At 71.6% G+C, this 16,293-nt stretch carries 15 protein-coding genes; 6 read left to right on the top strand and 9 right to left on the bottom strand.

Going from position 1 to position 16,293, the window contains the following annotated elements:
- Positions 1 to 83: 83 nt before the first annotated feature.
- The 7 genes from CRYAR_RS06360 to CRYAR_RS06330 all read right to left on the bottom strand — a co-directional run bounded on the left by CRYAR_RS06360 (position 84) and on the right by CRYAR_RS06330 (position 6,709).
- Positions 84 to 776: a 4'-phosphopantetheinyl transferase family protein gene (locus CRYAR_RS06360; RefSeq protein WP_035860976.1), complete on the bottom strand. Its 693-nt coding sequence runs from the start codon at positions 774 to 776 to the stop codon at positions 84 to 86.
- 11 nt (positions 777 to 787) lie between these two features.
- Complete coding sequence (locus tag CRYAR_RS06355; RefSeq protein WP_169745004.1) at positions 788 to 1,765, bottom strand: expansin EXLX1 family cellulose-binding protein; 978 nt, start codon at positions 1,763 to 1,765, stop codon at positions 788 to 790.
- 78 nt (positions 1,766 to 1,843) lie between these two features.
- Complete coding sequence (locus CRYAR_RS06350) at positions 1,844 to 2,491, bottom strand: histidine phosphatase family protein (protein ID WP_035849041.1); 648 nt, start codon at positions 2,489 to 2,491, stop codon at positions 1,844 to 1,846.
- Positions 2,491 to 3,534, bottom strand: coding sequence for a phosphotransferase family protein (locus tag CRYAR_RS06345; RefSeq protein WP_211247289.1), 1,044 nt, complete (start codon positions 3,532 to 3,534; stop codon positions 2,491 to 2,493). Before CRYAR_RS06345 ends, CRYAR_RS06350 begins: the two co-directional genes overlap by 1 nt.
- Before the next feature lie 15 nt (positions 3,535 to 3,549).
- Positions 3,550 to 4,416 (bottom strand): carbohydrate ABC transporter permease, encoded by an 867-nt coding sequence (locus tag CRYAR_RS06340; RefSeq protein WP_035849035.1) that lies wholly within the window; start codon positions 4,414 to 4,416, stop codon positions 3,550 to 3,552.
- The gene (locus CRYAR_RS06335) at positions 4,413 to 5,363 is read right to left on the bottom strand and encodes a carbohydrate ABC transporter permease (protein ID WP_084700158.1); all 951 of its coding nucleotides are present in this window, start codon (positions 5,361 to 5,363) and stop codon (positions 4,413 to 4,415) included. The genes CRYAR_RS06340 and CRYAR_RS06335 overlap by 4 nt, the downstream gene beginning before the upstream one ends.
- Positions 5,321 to 6,709 carry an ABC transporter substrate-binding protein gene (locus CRYAR_RS06330; RefSeq protein WP_035849030.1) on the bottom strand — a complete coding sequence of 463 codons (1,389 nt, stop codon included), beginning with the start codon at positions 6,707 to 6,709 and terminating at the stop codon, positions 5,321 to 5,323. The genes CRYAR_RS06335 and CRYAR_RS06330 overlap by 43 nt, the downstream gene beginning before the upstream one ends.
- Positions 6,710 to 6,986: 277 nt before the next feature.
- Between CRYAR_RS06330 and CRYAR_RS06325 the strand changes: the two genes are divergently transcribed.
- The 4 genes from CRYAR_RS06325 to CRYAR_RS06310 are packed head-to-tail and all read left to right on the top strand — an operon-like array spanning position 6,987 to position 11,308.
- Positions 6,987 to 9,902 (top strand): sensor histidine kinase, encoded by a 2,916-nt coding sequence (locus CRYAR_RS06325; RefSeq protein ID WP_035849029.1) that lies wholly within the window; start codon positions 6,987 to 6,989, stop codon positions 9,900 to 9,902.
- Entirely contained in the window at positions 9,899 to 10,333 is a 435-nt protein-coding gene (locus CRYAR_RS06320; RefSeq protein ID WP_035849027.1) for a roadblock/LC7 domain-containing protein, read from the top strand. Before CRYAR_RS06325 ends, CRYAR_RS06320 begins: the two co-directional genes overlap by 4 nt.
- A 29-nt stretch (positions 10,334 to 10,362) precedes the next feature.
- Entirely contained in the window at positions 10,363 to 10,728 is a 366-nt protein-coding gene (locus CRYAR_RS06315) for a DUF742 domain-containing protein (RefSeq protein ID WP_035849026.1), read from the top strand.
- Positions 10,709 to 11,308: a GTP-binding protein gene (locus CRYAR_RS06310; protein ID WP_035849024.1), complete on the top strand. Its 600-nt coding sequence runs from the start codon at positions 10,709 to 10,711 to the stop codon at positions 11,306 to 11,308. The genes CRYAR_RS06315 and CRYAR_RS06310 overlap by 20 nt, the downstream gene beginning before the upstream one ends.
- Here CRYAR_RS06310 and CRYAR_RS06305 read toward each other — a convergent pair.
- Positions 11,273 to 12,454 carry a geranylgeranyl reductase family protein gene (locus CRYAR_RS06305; RefSeq protein ID WP_035849022.1) on the bottom strand — a complete coding sequence of 394 codons (1,182 nt, stop codon included), beginning with the start codon at positions 12,452 to 12,454 and terminating at the stop codon, positions 11,273 to 11,275. The two genes, CRYAR_RS06310 and CRYAR_RS06305, sit on opposite strands and share 36 nt — an antisense overlap.
- Positions 12,455 to 12,619: 165 nt before the next feature.
- Between CRYAR_RS06305 and CRYAR_RS06300 the strand changes: the two genes are divergently transcribed.
- Positions 12,620 to 12,943, top strand: a complete 324-nt coding sequence (locus CRYAR_RS06300) for a DUF3040 domain-containing protein (protein ID WP_035849021.1) — start codon at positions 12,620 to 12,622, stop codon at positions 12,941 to 12,943.
- A 301-nt stretch (positions 12,944 to 13,244) separates the two neighbouring features.
- Positions 13,245 to 14,228, top strand: a complete 984-nt coding sequence (locus CRYAR_RS06295; protein WP_157017417.1) for a coiled-coil domain-containing protein — start codon at positions 13,245 to 13,247, stop codon at positions 14,226 to 14,228.
- On the opposite strand, the gene CRYAR_RS06290 is transcribed toward CRYAR_RS06295, so the two are convergent.
- Positions 14,217 to 16,253, bottom strand: coding sequence for a putative bifunctional diguanylate cyclase/phosphodiesterase (locus CRYAR_RS06290; protein WP_157017414.1), 2,037 nt, complete (start codon positions 16,251 to 16,253; stop codon positions 14,217 to 14,219). The two genes, CRYAR_RS06295 and CRYAR_RS06290, sit on opposite strands and share 12 nt — an antisense overlap.
- Between the last annotated feature and the right edge of the window lie 40 nt (positions 16,254 to 16,293).

The raw sequence follows: 16,293 nt of genomic DNA, 5'->3' as shown, positions 1-16,293 counted from the left end.
CAGCGGCGCACCACCGGCGCCGACCCGGCCGACGGTAGCCGTCCCGCGCAGCCCCGATCGTCGCCGAGCCGACGCAGCCACTGTCACCCCGCCGACGCAGCCGCGATCAGGAGCGGCGTCGCGTCGAGTTCGGTCACGGTGAGCGCCGGGGTGTCCAGCGCGGCCAGGCAGGCGCGGTAGCCGTCACCGGGCGTGAGCGTGCGGAGGGTGGCGCGGGCGGGGAGATCGGCCCGGTGGGCGCGCACGAGCGCGGGGCCGGAGTCGGGCGCGGTGACGACGATCTCGGTCAGGCCGACACGCAGCCCTTCGCCGGTGGCCTTGAGGACGGCCTCCTTGCGAACCCAGTACGTGACGAAATCGTCCCCGCGTTCGTCGTCGGCGAGCACCATCTCGCGGAGGCCGGCGTTCGCGCGCGACGCGGCTTCCTCCACGTCGACCCCGAGTGGGCCGGTGCGCCCGACGGCCACCGCCACCCGGTCGCCGGAGTGCGACACCGAGCACTCCCACCCGGCGACCGGCAGCGCCGGACGTCCGTGCGGGCGGTCGCAGTCCGGGCAGGTCCGGGTGATCGCCACCTGCGCGGGCGGTAACCCCAGGTGAGCGCCGCCGACGACGCGGAGCAGGCTCGCCGCGACCGTGAACCGGGCCCGATCGGCGTCGCGCCGGTAGGCGGCACGACGACCCTGCTCGAGCGGGTCGAGCAGCGCCGCGAGCCCGCCCGGGACATCACCGGTCAGCGGCCGGGCCCACCACACCTGACACTCTCCCGGCGCCAACGCCGGGACGTTCAGCACTGCTTGGGGTCGGCCAGGTTCGTGGTCTCGGGACGCCCGACCGCCGGCTGCGACGGCGTCGGCGCGTCGGTGGCACCGATCGCCGGGGGCAGGGTGATCGTGTGCGACGGCTTCGGCGTGGCGCTCGTCGACGGGGACTTCGTCGACTTCTTCGTCGTCGTGGTCTGGCGTCCGCCGCCGGAGCCCGAGTACATCGAGACGCCGGTGCTCGTGGTCGAACCACCCGAGAGGTCGACGCCGCTGACCGTCGTCGTGTGGCCCTGGATGTCGGTCAGCCGGATCTGGAAGGGCCCGCTGCCCGCGTTGTCGGCGGTGTAGTAGCCGTCACCCCGGCGGGTGCCGGTCTGCCAGCCGTTGCCGCCGTTGATCTCGACCCGGGTGAGCTGGTTTCCGTGGTTGATCGGCAGCACCGCGACGTAGTACTCGCTGACTTCCTGCGCCTTGAACTTCAGCGAACCGGGCAGCGACGGGTTGGCCACCGCGCGGTAGGTCACCTGGACGTCACCGGCCTCGGGGTCGGCGAGCTGCGAGAACGCCTTCTCGCTCATGTCGATGTGGCCGGGAGCGCACGGGGCGCACGAGTCGACGACCTGGACCCGGACCGTGTTGCCGTTCGGGCCGGTGACGTTGAAGTAGGTGCCGCACGCGGCGCCGTTGGCGAACTCGTCGAACCCGAGCGCGAGGTACATGCCGTCGGCGGGCGGGCCGTCGTAGGAGCAGCCGGAGCCGCCGGAGGCCGCGAGATCGAAGAACGTGGTGTGGCCGGAGCGGCTGTCACCGGGTTGGGGCACGGCGGCCGGCACGGACAACGCCTGCGGTAAGACCGCCGCGCAGGCAGCGTCGGACAGGCCCTTGAGCCCGAGGACCAGCGCGGTCACCGAGATGAGCACCGCAGCACCGATGAGCGTCGGTAAGCCCCAAGCGAGCCAGCCGCGCCCTTTGCGCCGTTTTCCCTTGTGCGTGGTTTCCACTGCCAGCCAACCCTCTTCTCCCCCGGCGGACATCCTGCCCCACAGGAGCAACAGTAGCTAGCGTTGCCCCCTGCAACTTCATCGATAGGTGACCTGCGCCGCGGGCAGGTGGGAGTGCTCGTTGAACGAGATCAGCGCGGTTCCACCCCGACCGGCGACGACCTTGGTGATGCCGCCGTTGATCACCACGCGGTGCAGCGCGACGAACCCGGCGGGCGTGAGTCCCAGCAGACGGGCACAGATCGCCGCGATGACGCCTCCGGACGTGAACACCACGCCCGAGCCGCCCCGGCCGAGCGCCGTGACGAACTCGTCCAGCCCGGCCCACGCCCGGTCCGAGAACTCGCCCCAGGCCGGCATGCCCTCGGGGACGATCGCTCCGGAGACCCACTGCTCGAGCGCGACGTCGAGCACGGCCTGGAAGTCGCGTGACGACGTCGGGACCGGGCCGTCGTGCAGTTGCGCGGCCAGGCCGAGGTGGTCGTACTCGTCGAATCGCGGGTCGACGCGGACGTCGGTCGCCCGGCCGGCCGCCGTCAGGCACAGCTCCGCGGTGTCACGCTGGCGACGCAACCCGCCCGAGACCGCCCGGTCGACCCGGACGTCCTGCGCCGCCAGGTTCACGCCGACGATCCGGGACTGCTCCCGGCCCAGCTCCGAGAGCTCGTCGTACTCCGCGGCCCCGAACGACGCCTGGCCGTGCCGCACCAGCAACACGACCGCCATCAGCGCATCGCCTTGTGCGCACGCCACACCAGGTAGTTGACGTTGAGCCAGAACTGCCGGAACGCCGGGTTCCGGGTCTGCTTGTGGTGGTAGCGGTAGTAGATCTGCTGGGCGATGGCGGCCAGCCGGAACAGCCCGAAGACCTCGTAGAACGCCCAGTTCGCCGAGCTGAGCCCGGCGCGGTCGCAGTAGTACTCGACGACCTCGCGCCGGGTCGGCATCCCGGGCAGGTGGGTGGGCTGGCGCCGGGCGCGCTGGGAGAGGTAAGGGTCGTCGGACTGGATCCAGTAGGCGAGCGCCCCGCCGAGGTCCATCAGCGGATCCCCGATCGTGGCCATCTCCCAGTCGAGGACGCCGACCACGCGCAGTGGGTCGTCCGGCGCCAGCACGACGTTGTCGAGGCGGTAGTCGTTGTGGATGAGGCACGACTTGACGTCGTCGGGCCGGTGCTCGTCGAGCCAGGCCATCACGCTCTCGGCCTTCGGCACGTTCCAGGTGCGCGCCTTGCGGTACCGGTCGGACCAGCCCCGGACCTGACGCTCGACGTAGCCGGCACCGCGTCCCAGGTCGGAGAGGCCGGCCGCGGCCGGGTCGACGTCGTGCAGTTCGACGAGCGTGTCGACGACCGTGAAGGCCAGCGTGCGTGCCTGCACCGGGTCCAGCTGGACCTCCGGCGGGAAGTCCTTGCGCGGGATCGTGCCGACGATCCGCTCCATGACGTAGAAGTCGGCGCCGAGAACGTCGTGGTCGTCGCAGAACGCCACCATCTCCGGCACGTACCGGAACACCGGCTTCAGGTGCTTCTGCACGCGGTACTCGCGGCTCATGTCGTGCGCCGACGACGCTTTCCGGCCCGCCGGAGGGCGGCGCAGGATCAGTTCCCGGTCGGGGTAGCGCAGCAGGTACGTGAGGTTCGACGCACCGCCGGAGAACTGCCGCACCTCCGGCGGGGCGTCGAGGCCGTCCACGCGTCCGGCCAGCCACTCGTGCACGGTGCCGACGTCGAACGCGTCTTCGCTGCGTACCGCTGTATCGCCTGCCACGGTACGGGACAGTACCTACCCTTTCTCGGCTCCACCCGTGAGGCCCTCGACCAACAGCCGCTCACCGGCGAAGAACAGCGCCACGATCGGCGCGGTGAGCAGCACGGACCCGGCCATCAGCACGGTCGTCGGGATCTCGATCGTGCCGGCGAGCTGCGACAGGCCAAGCGACACCGTCCACCGGTCCCGCCGCTCGACCAGGAACAGCAGCGCGAACAGGTACTCGTTCCAGGCGATCATGAACACGTAGAGCGCGGTGGCGGCCAGCGCCGGCCGGGACAGCGGAAGGCTCACCCGCCAGATCACGCCGAGCCGCCCGCACCCGTCGAGCTGCGCCGCCTCCTCCAGGCTCACCGGGATCGTCTCGAAGTAGCCGCGCAGCATGTAGAGCGTCACCGGCACGGTCTGGGCGACGTAGACCAGCACCAACGCGACGAGCGAGCCGCGCAGCCCCAGCCGGCTCAGCACCACGTACAGCGGAATAGCCAGCACGATCGCCGGGAACAGGTAGATCGCCAGGAACAACGCGTCCACCTGACGACGCCCGGCGAACCGCAGCCGGGTGACCGCGTAGGCACCCGGGACCGACACCGCGAGCGTCACGATCACGGTGGCGATCGAGACCGCGGCGCTCACCCCGATCAGCCGCACGAAGCCCTGGCCACCGGCGTCGACCGACCGCAGCACCTCCTGATAGGTGTCGAAGACGATCTCACCGGGGCTGATGACGATCGAGGCCGGCGAGAGCTGCACGTCCTGGATGAGCCGCACCGAGAGCAGCACCATGTAATAGAACGGGAACAGGCTGACGACGGTCAGCACGACGATCGTCACCCAGCGCGCGACGCCGAGCACGACGTTCTCGATCCGGTCCCGGGTCACGATCGCCTCACCAGCCGCAGGTAGATGCCGACGAAGACAGCCAGGGCGATGGCCAGTACCAGCGCCTCGGCGGACGCGGCGCCGATGTCACCGCGGCTGGTCAGGAAGTCGTAGACCCGGACGCTGACGACCTCGGTGCCGGAGCCACCGCCGGTCAGCAGGTACACGTCGTCGAACTTGGTGAACGTGAGGACGAAGCGCAGCACGGTGAGCACCGCGATCACCGGCAGCAGCTGCGGCAGCACGACGTGCCGGAACCGCTGGGTCGGCGTCGCCCCGTCGACGAGCGCGGCCTCCTCGAGGTCGCTCGGCAGCGCCTGCATCCGGGCGAGCAGGAACAGGAACGCGAACGGGAAGTACCGCCAGCCCTCGAACAGGATCACGGTGACCAGAGCGGTCGGCACCGGGATCCCGAACAGTGAACCGGACACCTCGTTGAGGAAGTCGACCGGCCGGTCCCAGCCGAGGAACCGGGTTCCCCAGGCGTTGAGGACGCCGTACTCGGGGTTGAGCATCGTCTGCCAGACGAACGTGGCCCCGACGACCGGCGCGATGTACGGCAGCAGGAACGACGCGCGGACGAACGTCCGGCCCCGGAACGGACGGCGTACCGCGAGCGCCGCGGCGAGCCCGAGCCCGACCGAGATCGCGACGCCGAACACGGTGTAGGCCACCGTCGTCCACAGCGTGTCCCAGAACCCGGGGCTGCCGAAGACCCGCTCGATGTTCTGGAACGTGAACTCGCCGATGAGCCCGCGGCGGCGCAGATCGATGACCCGCACCCGCTGGAAGGCCAGCAGGATCGTCCAGAGGATCGGGGCGACGACCACCACCAGCACGATGAGCAGCGTCGGGGTCAGCAGAGCCCAACCCGTGCGGGCCTCGCCGCGCTGCCGGCTGCCGCTCACTCCAGGCTCTTCTTGATGTCGTCGACCTGTTCCTGGCACTGCTCGGCGGCGGCGGCCGGGTCGAGTTGGCCGCTGGTCATCGAGTTCACCGCCTTGGCCACCGGCAGCTCACCGAGCGTGGCGCCGACCAGCCGCCCCTCACCCTGCTCGATGCCCCAGCGCCCGAACGTGTCGACCGAGGAGGCGAGCTGGTCGACGAGCGCCGCCGGATAGACGGTGTCCAGCGGTGCCTTCTTGTCGACGCCGGCCGGCAGCTTGCGCCAGGCATCCACATAGGCGGTCTTGTTCGTGGGGTCGCCGGTGCGGACCGGCACCTTGCCCTCGGGGGCCTGCCCGAGCCAGCGCGTGTAGCCGTCGCCCATCATGAACTCGACGAACTTCTTCGCGTTCGCGGTCTGCGCGGTGGCGCTGACCGCCCACGACACGACCTCGCCGAACTGGGCCGGCTGCCGGCCGTCGGGGCCCTTGATCGCGGTGACCACGCCGGTGTTCTTGGCCAGGTAGGCCGGGTCGCTCTTGCACTGCGGGCAGTTCGGGAGCGCGTCGGACCGCAGCCCGGCCAGTTCGTCGAGCAGGAACGACGACCAGATCACCATCGCGGCGCGGCCGGAGAAGTAGGTGGCGCGGGTCGAGTCGACGCTCTGCGCGCCCTTCACCGAGGCGTTCTTGATCAGGTCGTCGTAGAACTCGAACGCGCCGACGCACTCGTCGCTGCCGACGGTGATCTTCCCGCCGTCGTCGACGAGTTCGCAGCCGTTGCCGAGCGCGATGTGCTCGAACGTCTGGGCGGTGAAACCGTCGTTGGCGACGGTGGCCGCGGTGATGCCGACCTGGCTGCCGCTGGTGAGCTTCTTCGCCGCGGCGGCGATGGCGTCGTACGTGGTGGGCGCGGTCAGGCCCGCCTTCGTGAACAGGTCGGTCCGGTAGAAGAGCAACTGCGCCCAGGCGTCGCTGGGGACGCCGAGCACCTTGCCACCGTCCTTGGCGAGCGCGAGCGCCCGCCGGTTGAACGTGTCGGCGCCGAGCGATTCCACGATCTCGCCGGCCGATCCGGTGTCGAGCAACTCGTTGGCGTCCAACGACCAGAGCGCCGCGAGCGGGAGCGCGCCCATCACGTCGGGCAGGTCACCGCCGGCGGCCGCAGCGGTGACGAGCTTGGAGAACTGGTTCTCGTCGACGCCGACGTACTTCACCTCGATGCCGGTGCTACGGGTGAAGTCGGCGATCACTTTCTGGGTCGCGGCCACGCGGTCGGCCTGGTTCTCCAGGCTCCACACGGTGAGCGTGCCGTCGTCGTCGGAGGAATTGTCACCGGAGCAACCGGCCAGGACGGTAGTGGTGAGCACAGCGGCGAGTAGTGCGGCGATCAAACCGGGACGGGTCACTAAAGACTCCTTCCGGGAGCGATTAACCCCAGAATCCCACCGATCGATGGGTTACCGGGGGATATTCGACGTTCCACCCCACGGGTATTGACGGTCCTGATAGGAGACATCCTTGTCGCCCCAACCGTCACTTTGCTAGCGTCCGCCCGAAGGATCATTCCGGGTAAGTCCTGCAACAACGCAATGGCGCGGCCCTCCCCGGCACCGCCTCCCGGACGACCATTCCGTGGCCCCCGAACGGCGGGCAGAGCGGTCACTCCCGTCCGTGCGAGGTGCGATGAAGTCCCGCAGCCGGTCTGTTCTGGCGAAACTCATCACGCTTCTCGCGTTACCGTTCGTCTCCCTCGTGGTGCTCTGGGCGATCGCCGCGAGCGCGACCCTGGGCCAGGGCATCGACCTGCTCAAGATCAACGACGAGGTCTCGGACGTCGTCGACCCGCTGCAGGAGCTGGGCCGGGAGCTGCGGGCCGAGCGGCTGGAGTCGGTGATCGCGGTGGCCGCGCCGGAACGCAACGCCGAGGCGCTGCGGGAGCAGCGGGCGCGCACCGACCGCGCCCTCAACCGGTTCCGCGACCGGGCGGTGGACGGCGCCAACACCGACGCCGTGCGCAGCCGCGTCACCACGTTCCTCGACGCGCTCGACGACCTCGAAGACCGGCGCTCGGCGATCGATCGGCGCACGCTCTCGCGGCTGGCCGTCGTCGACTACTTCACCGGAGCACTCGACCTCACGCTCCCGATCGTCACCACGATCCCGCATCTGCCGGTCTCCGACTTCGCGCTCCGGGCGAACGCCACGCTGGAGCTGGCCAGCGCGATCGAGACCCAGAGCGAGGAGATGGCGGTGCTGGCCGGCGCGACGGCCGGCGGCCGCTTCGAGGCCGACGAGTACACCCGGGCGGTCCAGCTCATCGGCGCCCAGCGCCACTTCTACACCGACGTCCTGCCCCAGCTCGAGCCGGTCGACCAGCAGGCCTACCGCGACGTCACCGGCGGTTCTGCGGCCCGGCTGATCACCGCGGCGGAGGACTCGGTCGTGCGGTCGGGAGCAGGCGACGCCCCGCCGCCGATCGACGCCGACGACTGGATCGACAACTCGCGCGCACTGTCGGGCCAGATGGTCGACTACAGCCTCGAGGTCAGCGACCGGCTCTTCGACGACTTCATCCCGACCGCGGCCTGGGTGCTGATCCGGATCGCCGTCGGCGGTGTCCTCGGCCTGGTGGCGGTGATCGTGTCGATCGTCGTGGCGCTCCGGATCGGACGTTCGCTGGTGCGTGAGCTGGTCGGCGTCCAGCGGTCGGCGCAGAGCCTGGCGACGTACGAGCTGCCCGCGGTCGTTCGGCGGCTCCGCTCCGGGGAGAGCGTCGACGTCGACGCCGAGGTGCAGCCGATGACCGGCTTCACGATCAAGGAGATCGAAGGGGTGGCGTCGGCGATGGACGCCGCGCGGTCCACCGCGGTCGAGGTCGCGATCGAGGAGGCCCAGCTCCGGCGCGGTGTGCGCGAGGTGTTCCTCAACCTGGCCCGACGCAGCCAGGCGCTCATCCACCGCCAGCTGACGCTGCTGGACGCGATGGAGCGCCGGGAGAAGGACCCCGACGAGCTCGAGGACCTGTTCACGCTCGACCATCTCGCGACCCGCATGCGCCGCCACGCCGAGGACCTCATCGTCCTGTCCGGCTCCACGCCGGGCCGGGGCTGGCGCAACCCGGTGCCGCTCATCGACGTCATGCGCGGCGCGATCGCCGAGGTCGAGGACTACGCGCGGGTGCGGGTGGTGGGGTCGCCGCGGGCATCGCTGGCCGGGCGGGGCGTCAGCGACGTCATCCACCTGCTGGCCGAGCTGATCGAGAACGCGACGTCGTTCTCGCCGCCGCACACCACCGTGCACGTGACCGGTGAGCTGGTGCCGGCCGGGTTCGCGATCGAGATCGAGGACCGCGGGCTGGGCATGCCGCCCGAACAGCTCGAGGCGGTGAACCAGCGGCTCGCCGAACCACCCGAGTTCGACCTGCTGCAGAGCGAGCGGCTCGGCCTGTTCGTGGTCGGGCAGCTGGCGCGGCGGCACGACATCCGGGTGGTGCTGCGCGGGTCGCCGTTCGGCGGCACGACCGCGATCGTGCTGCTGCCGGGCGCGATGATCGTCGCGCCGGAAGGCGCGATCCCGACGCAGCGGCGCGAACCGATGCGGGCGGAGGCGCTCGCCGCGGAGGCGGTGGAGCTGCCCGTCGGGCCGCCGGTGCTCACGGTCGCGGCGGAGCCGGGTGGGGCGCATCGCGCGCCGGAGGAGGCGGTGAACGGGAACGCTCCGGTGGAACCGCCGCCGGTGTTCGACCCCAGCGTGTGGTCCGGGGGCACGGACTGGAGCGTGCTGTCCGACGACACCGTGCTGCGACCGGCCGACGAGCTGCGCGCCCCCGCGGGATCCGGGCCGTCCGCGTTCGCCCCGTCCGCTTTCGCCCCGTCCGACTTCACCCAGGCCGACTTCACCCCGGCCGGTCCCGATCCGGTCGAACCGGCCCGGGCCGAACCGGCTCCGGTCGACGCCGCTCCGGTCGACGCCGCTCCGGTCGACGCCGCTCCGGCCGAGGCCGGGGCGGGTGGGTTGCCGCCGTTGACCCGGCGTGACCCGGGTGTCGGCTGGGAGCACCTCACGGCCCAGGGCCCGCTCCCCCGCCGTGAGCGCCTCCGCCCGTCCGCGCCGGACGCGCCACCCGCCCGGACCGAGAGCGTCGAACCCGACGCCGATGACCTCGGTCCCGACCAGGCTGATCAGCGGCCGCGGGGCGTGGCCCGAGCGCCGATCGCCAGCCGCGCCCGGCCCGCCGACGAGCCGGCGGACACGTCGGACCCGCCGAGCCCGGAGCCGACGGACCCGGAGCCCGCCGTGACGACCCCGGGCGGCCTCCCGCGTCGCGTCCGTCAAGCAAGTTTGGCGGCTCCGCTGCGAGCCGGCTCCGGGATTCCGCCGGCTCCGGTCGAGCCGACGACGATGCGCTCGCCCGAGGAGATCCGCGCGGTGATGGGGTCCTACCAGCGCGGCTCCGTCCGAGGACGGTCGGATGCCGAGCGTACGATCGCCCCCGAGTCCGACCCGGCGGGCCCAGCGGCGCAAGACAGTGCATCCGAGCCGGACGGGGTACCAGCCGGCCAAGGGTCGAACACCGGCGCGTTGGAGGGTGAACGATGACGCAGACGGCGAGAGCCACCGGCGAACTGAACTGGCTCCTGGACGACCTCGTCGACCGGGTTCCGCACGCCCAACGGGCGGTTCTGCTGTCGTCCGACGGTCTGATGATCGGCGGCTCGCGCGGGCTGAGCCGCGAGGACGGCGAGCACCTCGCGGCCGTCGCGTCGGGGTTCCAGAGCCTGGCCCGTGGCGCCGGGCGCTACTTCGGCGGCGGCGCCGTCCGCCAGACGATCATCGAGATGGAGCAGGCGTTCCTGTTCGTCACCGCGGCCGGGCGCGGCGCGTGCCTCGCCGTGCTGGGCGACGCCGACGCCGACGTGGGCCTCATCGCGTACGAGATGGCCATGCTCGTCACCCGGGTCGGCACCTATCTCTCCACGTCTCCGCGCAGCGCGGCGACGCCGAGGCCGGATGACCGGGGCCCGATGTGAGGGATTCGATGTGAGGCGGTGGTCGGGCGATGCCTAATCGAACGTGGTACGACGACGAGGCCGGCCCGGTCGTCCGTCCGTACGCGATGACCCGTGGCCGCACCCGCCCGGCGCAGGATCTGGACGTCGTCGCCCTCGTTCTGAGCGTGCAGGACACCGTGCCGGTGGGGGCCGGCTTCGAACCGGAGCACCTGCACATCCTCGAGTCCGCCCGGCGTCCGATCTCGATCGCCGAGCTGGCGGCTCACCTCGACCTCCCGCTGGGCGTGGTCCGCGTTCTCATCGACGACCTGGTGGGCGCGGGCTGCGTGGTCGTCAGACCGGCACCGACGACGGCCGAGCTGCAGAGCCGCCGGCTACTGGAGGCAGTGATCGATGGACTTCGCGCGATCTGACGCGCCCGGGGGGATCGAAGTTCCGCTCGCCCTCAAGATCCTGATCGCCGGTGGGTTCGGCGCCGGGAAGACCACGATGGTGGGGGCGCTGAGCGAGATCCCGACGCTCTCCACCGAGGAGGTGCTCAGCGACGTCGGGATCGGCATCGACGACGTCTCGTCGACCGACCGCAAAGAGACCACGACGGTCGCGATGGACTTCGGGCGGATCACGCTCCAGGACGATCTGGTCGTCTACCTGTTCGGGACACCCGGCCAGGACCGGTTCTGGTTCCTGTGGGACGAGTTGGCCAGCGGGGCGCTCGGGGCCGTGGTGCTCGCCGACACGCGCCGGCTCACCGACTGCTTCCCGTCGATCGACTACTTCGAGCGGCAGGGCACCCCGTTCATCGTCGCGGTCAACTGCTTCCACAACGAGCAGACGCACGGCGTCGGCGACATCGCGGCCGCGCTCGACCTGGACCCCGGCGTACCGGTCGTGCTCGTCGACGCCCGCGACCGCCGCTCGAGCCGCGACGCGCTGGTCCGCCTCGTCCAGCACGTCCTACGCTTGACCGCTCCGGAGGCTGCGGTCCGCTGAGAGCACCCGGAGGGCCAGGTCGACCGACTTGTGGGCGGCGACGTGTTCCAGGGTCGTCTCGCCGCCGACCAGGCGGCGGAAGAGGCGCCAGGCCGGCGGGGCGCACCCGATCGCGGCGTGGAACAACGTCGGCCGGCGGCTGAACGCGGTGTGGAACCGCCGTCCGGCGCGCATCTCGGCCCCGAACTCGGCCTCCACCGCGGCCGCGTACCCGGCGGTGGCCAGCGGTAAGGCGTCGGCATCGGAACGGGCCACCGCGACGGCCGCCGCACCGGCCAGCCGACCGGACCGCAGCGCGTACGAGATGCCCTCGCGGGTCCACGGCTCGAGCAGGCCGGCCGCGTCTCCGGCCACCAGCACCCGGTCGCGGTACAGCGGCGAGTCGTCGGTGCGGCACCGGGTCAGGTGACCGGACGAGCGGATCTCCGGCGCACCGCCGACGCCGGCCCGGTCGACGAGCGCCGCCAGGTACTCCTTCGTGGCCGCGCCCTGGCCCCGCTCGGCGATCACGCCGACGGTCAGCGCGTCGCCCTTGGGGAACACCCATCCGTAGGAGCCGGGCAGCGGGCCCCAGTCGATGAGCACCCGGCCGGCCCAGTCGCCGGCCGAAGCGTCGGGCCAGGCGAACTCGGTCTCCAGCCCGAGGTCGACCTGCGCGAGCCGCACGCCGACGTAGCCGCCGGAGCGACCCGAGGTGCCGTCGGCCCCGACCACCGCCCCGGCCGTGACCTCGCCCTCGGCGGTACGGATGCGGACGAGGCCCGGCGCCGGTTCCAGGCCGGTGACGGTGACGCCCTCCTGCAGCTTCGCCCCGGCGTCGACCGCAGCCGCGGTGAGCGCGGCGTCGAACTCGTCGCGGTAGACGAGATCGATGAACGGCGCGTCGGCGCGCCAGGTGCGGCGCAGCCGGCCGCGGAGCGTGAACGTCAGCCGGTCGATCCGGTCGCGGACCGGCGGGGTGAAGCCGGCCGGGAGCGCGGCCCGGGACAGGCCGATCAGGCCGCCGCCGCAGGTCTTGTACCGGGGCAGCGCCCCGCGCTCGAGCATCAGCACGCGCGCGCCGGCCTCGGCGGCGACCCGAGCGGCCGAGGCCCCGGCCGGCCCGGCGCCGATCACCGCGACGTCGTACTCGGCGCTCGCTGTCATGGCGCAACCGTAGTGGTTGGGCCTCTTTCCGAATGCGGCCCTAAGAAGATGTGAGGGCAGTCGTAATTACGCGTGTGCGCGGCGCTACAGCGGGGAAGATCTCAAAGCGGTCACGGCGTGGCAGCCACCCTCGCCGGCCGTCTGCGGTCTGGAAGGAGCGCCACGGTGCTGAGCAGTGAGGAGCGTCGACAGCTGTCGGCGATCGAAGCGTGGATCTCGGCCGACGACCCGGCCTTCGCCGCCGGTCTCGCGAAGGGGCGGCCCCGCGCCCCCCGGCGCGACCGCCGCTGGCCGCTGCAGATGGTGGTCGCGCTGGCGACCGGGTTCGCCCTGTTCTCGCTCGTGGCCGGGAAACCGCTCGGCCTGGTGCTCGGGGCCGTGATCGCGTGCGCCGCCGCGGTCGCGGACCAGATGCGGGCACGCCGGCGGCACGGCTCGACGTCGGCGGTGGGCCGGCCGAACCGGCGCGACGGCTTTCAACCGTTCTGAGCGAGCGGGGTTAACCGGGTCGGCTCGGTAGCTTAAGAGTCGTTCAACTCACTCTCCGTGATAACGGGTACACCTGGCGCAGCCAGTCGGGCCCGCACCCGGGGGCCACCGCTCCGACCTGCGTATTTCTTCCGATTCCCGAGCCCTATCGAGCCGTCTGCGCTATCCACAGCTTTGTGACCGCCGCTCCGAACTCCCAGGTTCCTTCGGTACAGTTCCGGCGGACTCCGGCCACGAACGCCGACGGCTCGATCTCGGGAGGATACGCACAGTGACGCTCGCGCCTCGGCGGCGATTCCTCGTGACAGCCGTCTCGGTCTTCGCTGTGCTCTGCGCCCTCCTGGTGGGCTTACCGCACTCGGCCTCCGCCGCGGAGGACGACGAGGGCGGCACGGCCTCGCTCCGCAAGAAGCTCGACCAGGCGGCCAGCGGCTACAACAACGCCAAAGCGAAGGTCGCCTCCTCGCAGAAGCGCCAGAAGTCGCTCGTCAGCCAGATCGCCGCCACCGAGAAGCGGCTGACCGCGCTCACCAGCGAGGCCCAGCTGCTCGGCGCCGAGGCGTACAAGGGCGGGATGCCCGATCCGCTCACCGTGCTGGCGAACTCCGGTTCGGCCGGCGAGCTGGTGGAGCGCGCCGGGTACATGGAGACGATCTCGCGCAAGACCAACGGCACGCTCACCGAGCTGCGGAGCACCCAGAAGAAGCTCAAGGCGCAGCGCGAGCAGGTCGACAAGGAGCTCAAGCTCCAGCGTCAGCAAGAGAAGACGATGGCCAAGCGCCGCGCCGACGCCGAGCAGGCGCTCGTCGAGGCCGGTGGCGGTGACTCGTCGGCCGGCTTCCTGAGCGGCACGTCGGCGGCCGCCAAGCCCGCGCCGCGCAACTCCGACGGCAGCTGGCCGGGCGAGAGCTGCAGCATCGACGACCCGACGTCCGGCGGCTGCCTCACGCCCCGGATGCTGCACACGTACAACGAGGCCCGGTCCGACGGCTTCACCCACTACACGCACTGCTTCCGGCAGGCGTCGTTCGGTGAGCACCCGAAGGGGCGCGCGTGTGACTTCGCGGCCGACAGCGGTGGTTTCGGCGGCGTCGCGTCCGGCGACTCGAAGGCCTACGGCGACCGCCTGGCGGCCTGGGGCGTCGACAACGCCGACCGGCTCGGCGTCCTGTACGTGATCTGGTTCCGGCAGATCTGGCTACCGGGTAGTGGCTGGAAGTCCTACAGCGGTGACGGGACCCCCTCGGGGGACCACACCAACCACGTGCACATCTCAGTGCAGTAGTTTCCGCACCTCGCCGGCCGGCATCGGGGTACCGAACAGGTAACCCTGGCCGAGGTGGCAGCCCAGCGCGCGGAGCCGCTCGACCTGCGTCTGGGTCTCGATGCCCTCGGCGGTGACGGTGAGGCGCAGGGTCCGGGCCAGCGACACGAGCGTGGCGACGATCGCCGCGTCGACGTCGCCGTCCAGCCCCGGTACCGGCTGCAGACCGGCCACGAACAGCGACGCGAGCTTCAAGCTGGTCACCGGCAGCGACCGCAGGTAGGCGAGGTTGGAGTATCCGGTGCCGAAGTCGTCGATCGCGATCCGGCAGCCGAGCGCGGCCAGCGCGTGCAGGGTGTCGATCGGTGCCGGGCCCATCGCGGCGCTCTCGGTGAGCTCGAGCTGGAGCCGCTCCGGCGGCAGGCCGGTCTGCTCGAGCACCGCGCGCACCTCGTCGACCAGGGCCGGGTCGGCGGCCTGGCGCGCGGCGACGTTGACGCTGACGAACGGCGGGTCGGGCATCAGCTCGGCCCAGGAACACGCTTCCCGGCAGGCCTCCTCCAGTACCCAGCGCCCGAGCGGCACGATCAGCCCGGTGTCCTCGGCGATCCCGATGAAGTCGTCGGGCCGCATCGCGCCGAAGTACGGGTGCCGCCACCGGACCAGGGCCTCCAGTCCGCGCAACCGGCCGTCGTCGAGGTCGGTGATCGGCTGGTACTCCAGGTAGAACTCCCGCCGCTGGAGGCCGGCGGGCATCGACGCGGAGACCGCGTAGCGCATCGCCTCGGCCTCGCTGCGGGCGCTGTCGAAGACCGACCACTGGTTCCGGCCGTCGGCCTTCGCCCAGTACAGCGCGGCGTCGACGTGGCGCATCAGCTCGCTGCGGTCGGTGGCGGCCACCGGCCGTTCGACCACGCCGATGCTCGCCGAAACCGTGAGCAGGTGCTCGTCGATCTGGCACGGCCGGCACAGCTCGGTCAGCAGCTTCTCGGCCAGCGCGGTGACCTCGCCCTCACCGCCGGACTGCTCGACCAGCACGACGAACTCGTCGCCGCCCATCCGGGCCACCAGGTGACCGCTGCTGCTCACCCCGCGGTCCAGCCGCTCGGCCGCCATGACCAGGAGCCGGTCGCCGATGTCGTGGCCGAGCGTGTCGTTGATGATCTTGAAGCCGTCGAGGTCGATGAACAGGACGCCGAGCCGGGCGTCGTCGGCGGCGGTCTCGAATGCCTGGTCCATCCGCTCGGAGAACATCACCCGGTTGGGCAGCCCGGTCAGCGGATCGTGCATCGCCTGGTAGCGCAGGGTCGTCTGGAGGCGGTGCAGGTCGGTGACGTCCTCGCCGACCGCGACGACGTATCCCGGTTCGCCGTCCTCGCCGGGCACCATCGAGACCGTGAGCAGGCCCCAGATCGCCTCGCCGTCGCGGCGCACGAAACGTTTCTCGACCCGCACGTGCTCCCGTCCGCCTTCGGTGAGCGCGCGGTACACCTCGGCGGCGACGTCGGCCACGTCGTCGGGGTGCACGAGGCTCAGCACCGACCGGCCGCGCAGCTCGTCCGAGGAGTAGCCGAGCATCTCCGAGAGCGCCGGGTTGACGTCGATGAGCGCGCCCTGGACGTCGCCGATGCCGATCGCGACCGCGGCGCCGGAGAACACCGCCCGGAAGCGGGCGTCGCTGGCGCGGAGAGCCTGTTCGGTGCGGGTGCGGGCGATCAGGTCGGCGCGGCGGATCGACTCCTGCTCGGTGAGCGTGACCTCGCGCAGCGCCCGGGTGTACCCGGCCGCGAAGGCGCCGATGACCGTCCAGGTGGCGGTGCGCGGCCGCGACTCGCGGTCGAGTTCGGCGGCCAGCATCGCGATCGAGCGCTGCAGGGCGTCGACGCCGGTGAAGTGCGCTCCGACGAGCGCGGCCCCGGCTTCCTCGGCGACGTCCGTGTCGGGGGGCTCGGCACGCACCGCGGTGCGGAGCCGGTCGACCAGGTCCTGCAGGAGCTGGGCCAGCTGGGCGTCGCTGACCGTGACGTAGGACGTGTCACCGATCACCGCGGCCCAGCGGCGGCCGAGTAAAGACCCGGAATCGGAT

Source organism: Cryptosporangium arvum DSM 44712 (assembly GCF_000585375.1).
GTDB classification, from domain to species: domain Bacteria; phylum Actinomycetota; class Actinomycetes; order Mycobacteriales; family Cryptosporangiaceae; genus Cryptosporangium; species Cryptosporangium arvum.
The sequence above is the reverse complement of the archived record's forward strand: the minus strand, read 5'-3'. Positions and strand labels throughout refer to the sequence as shown.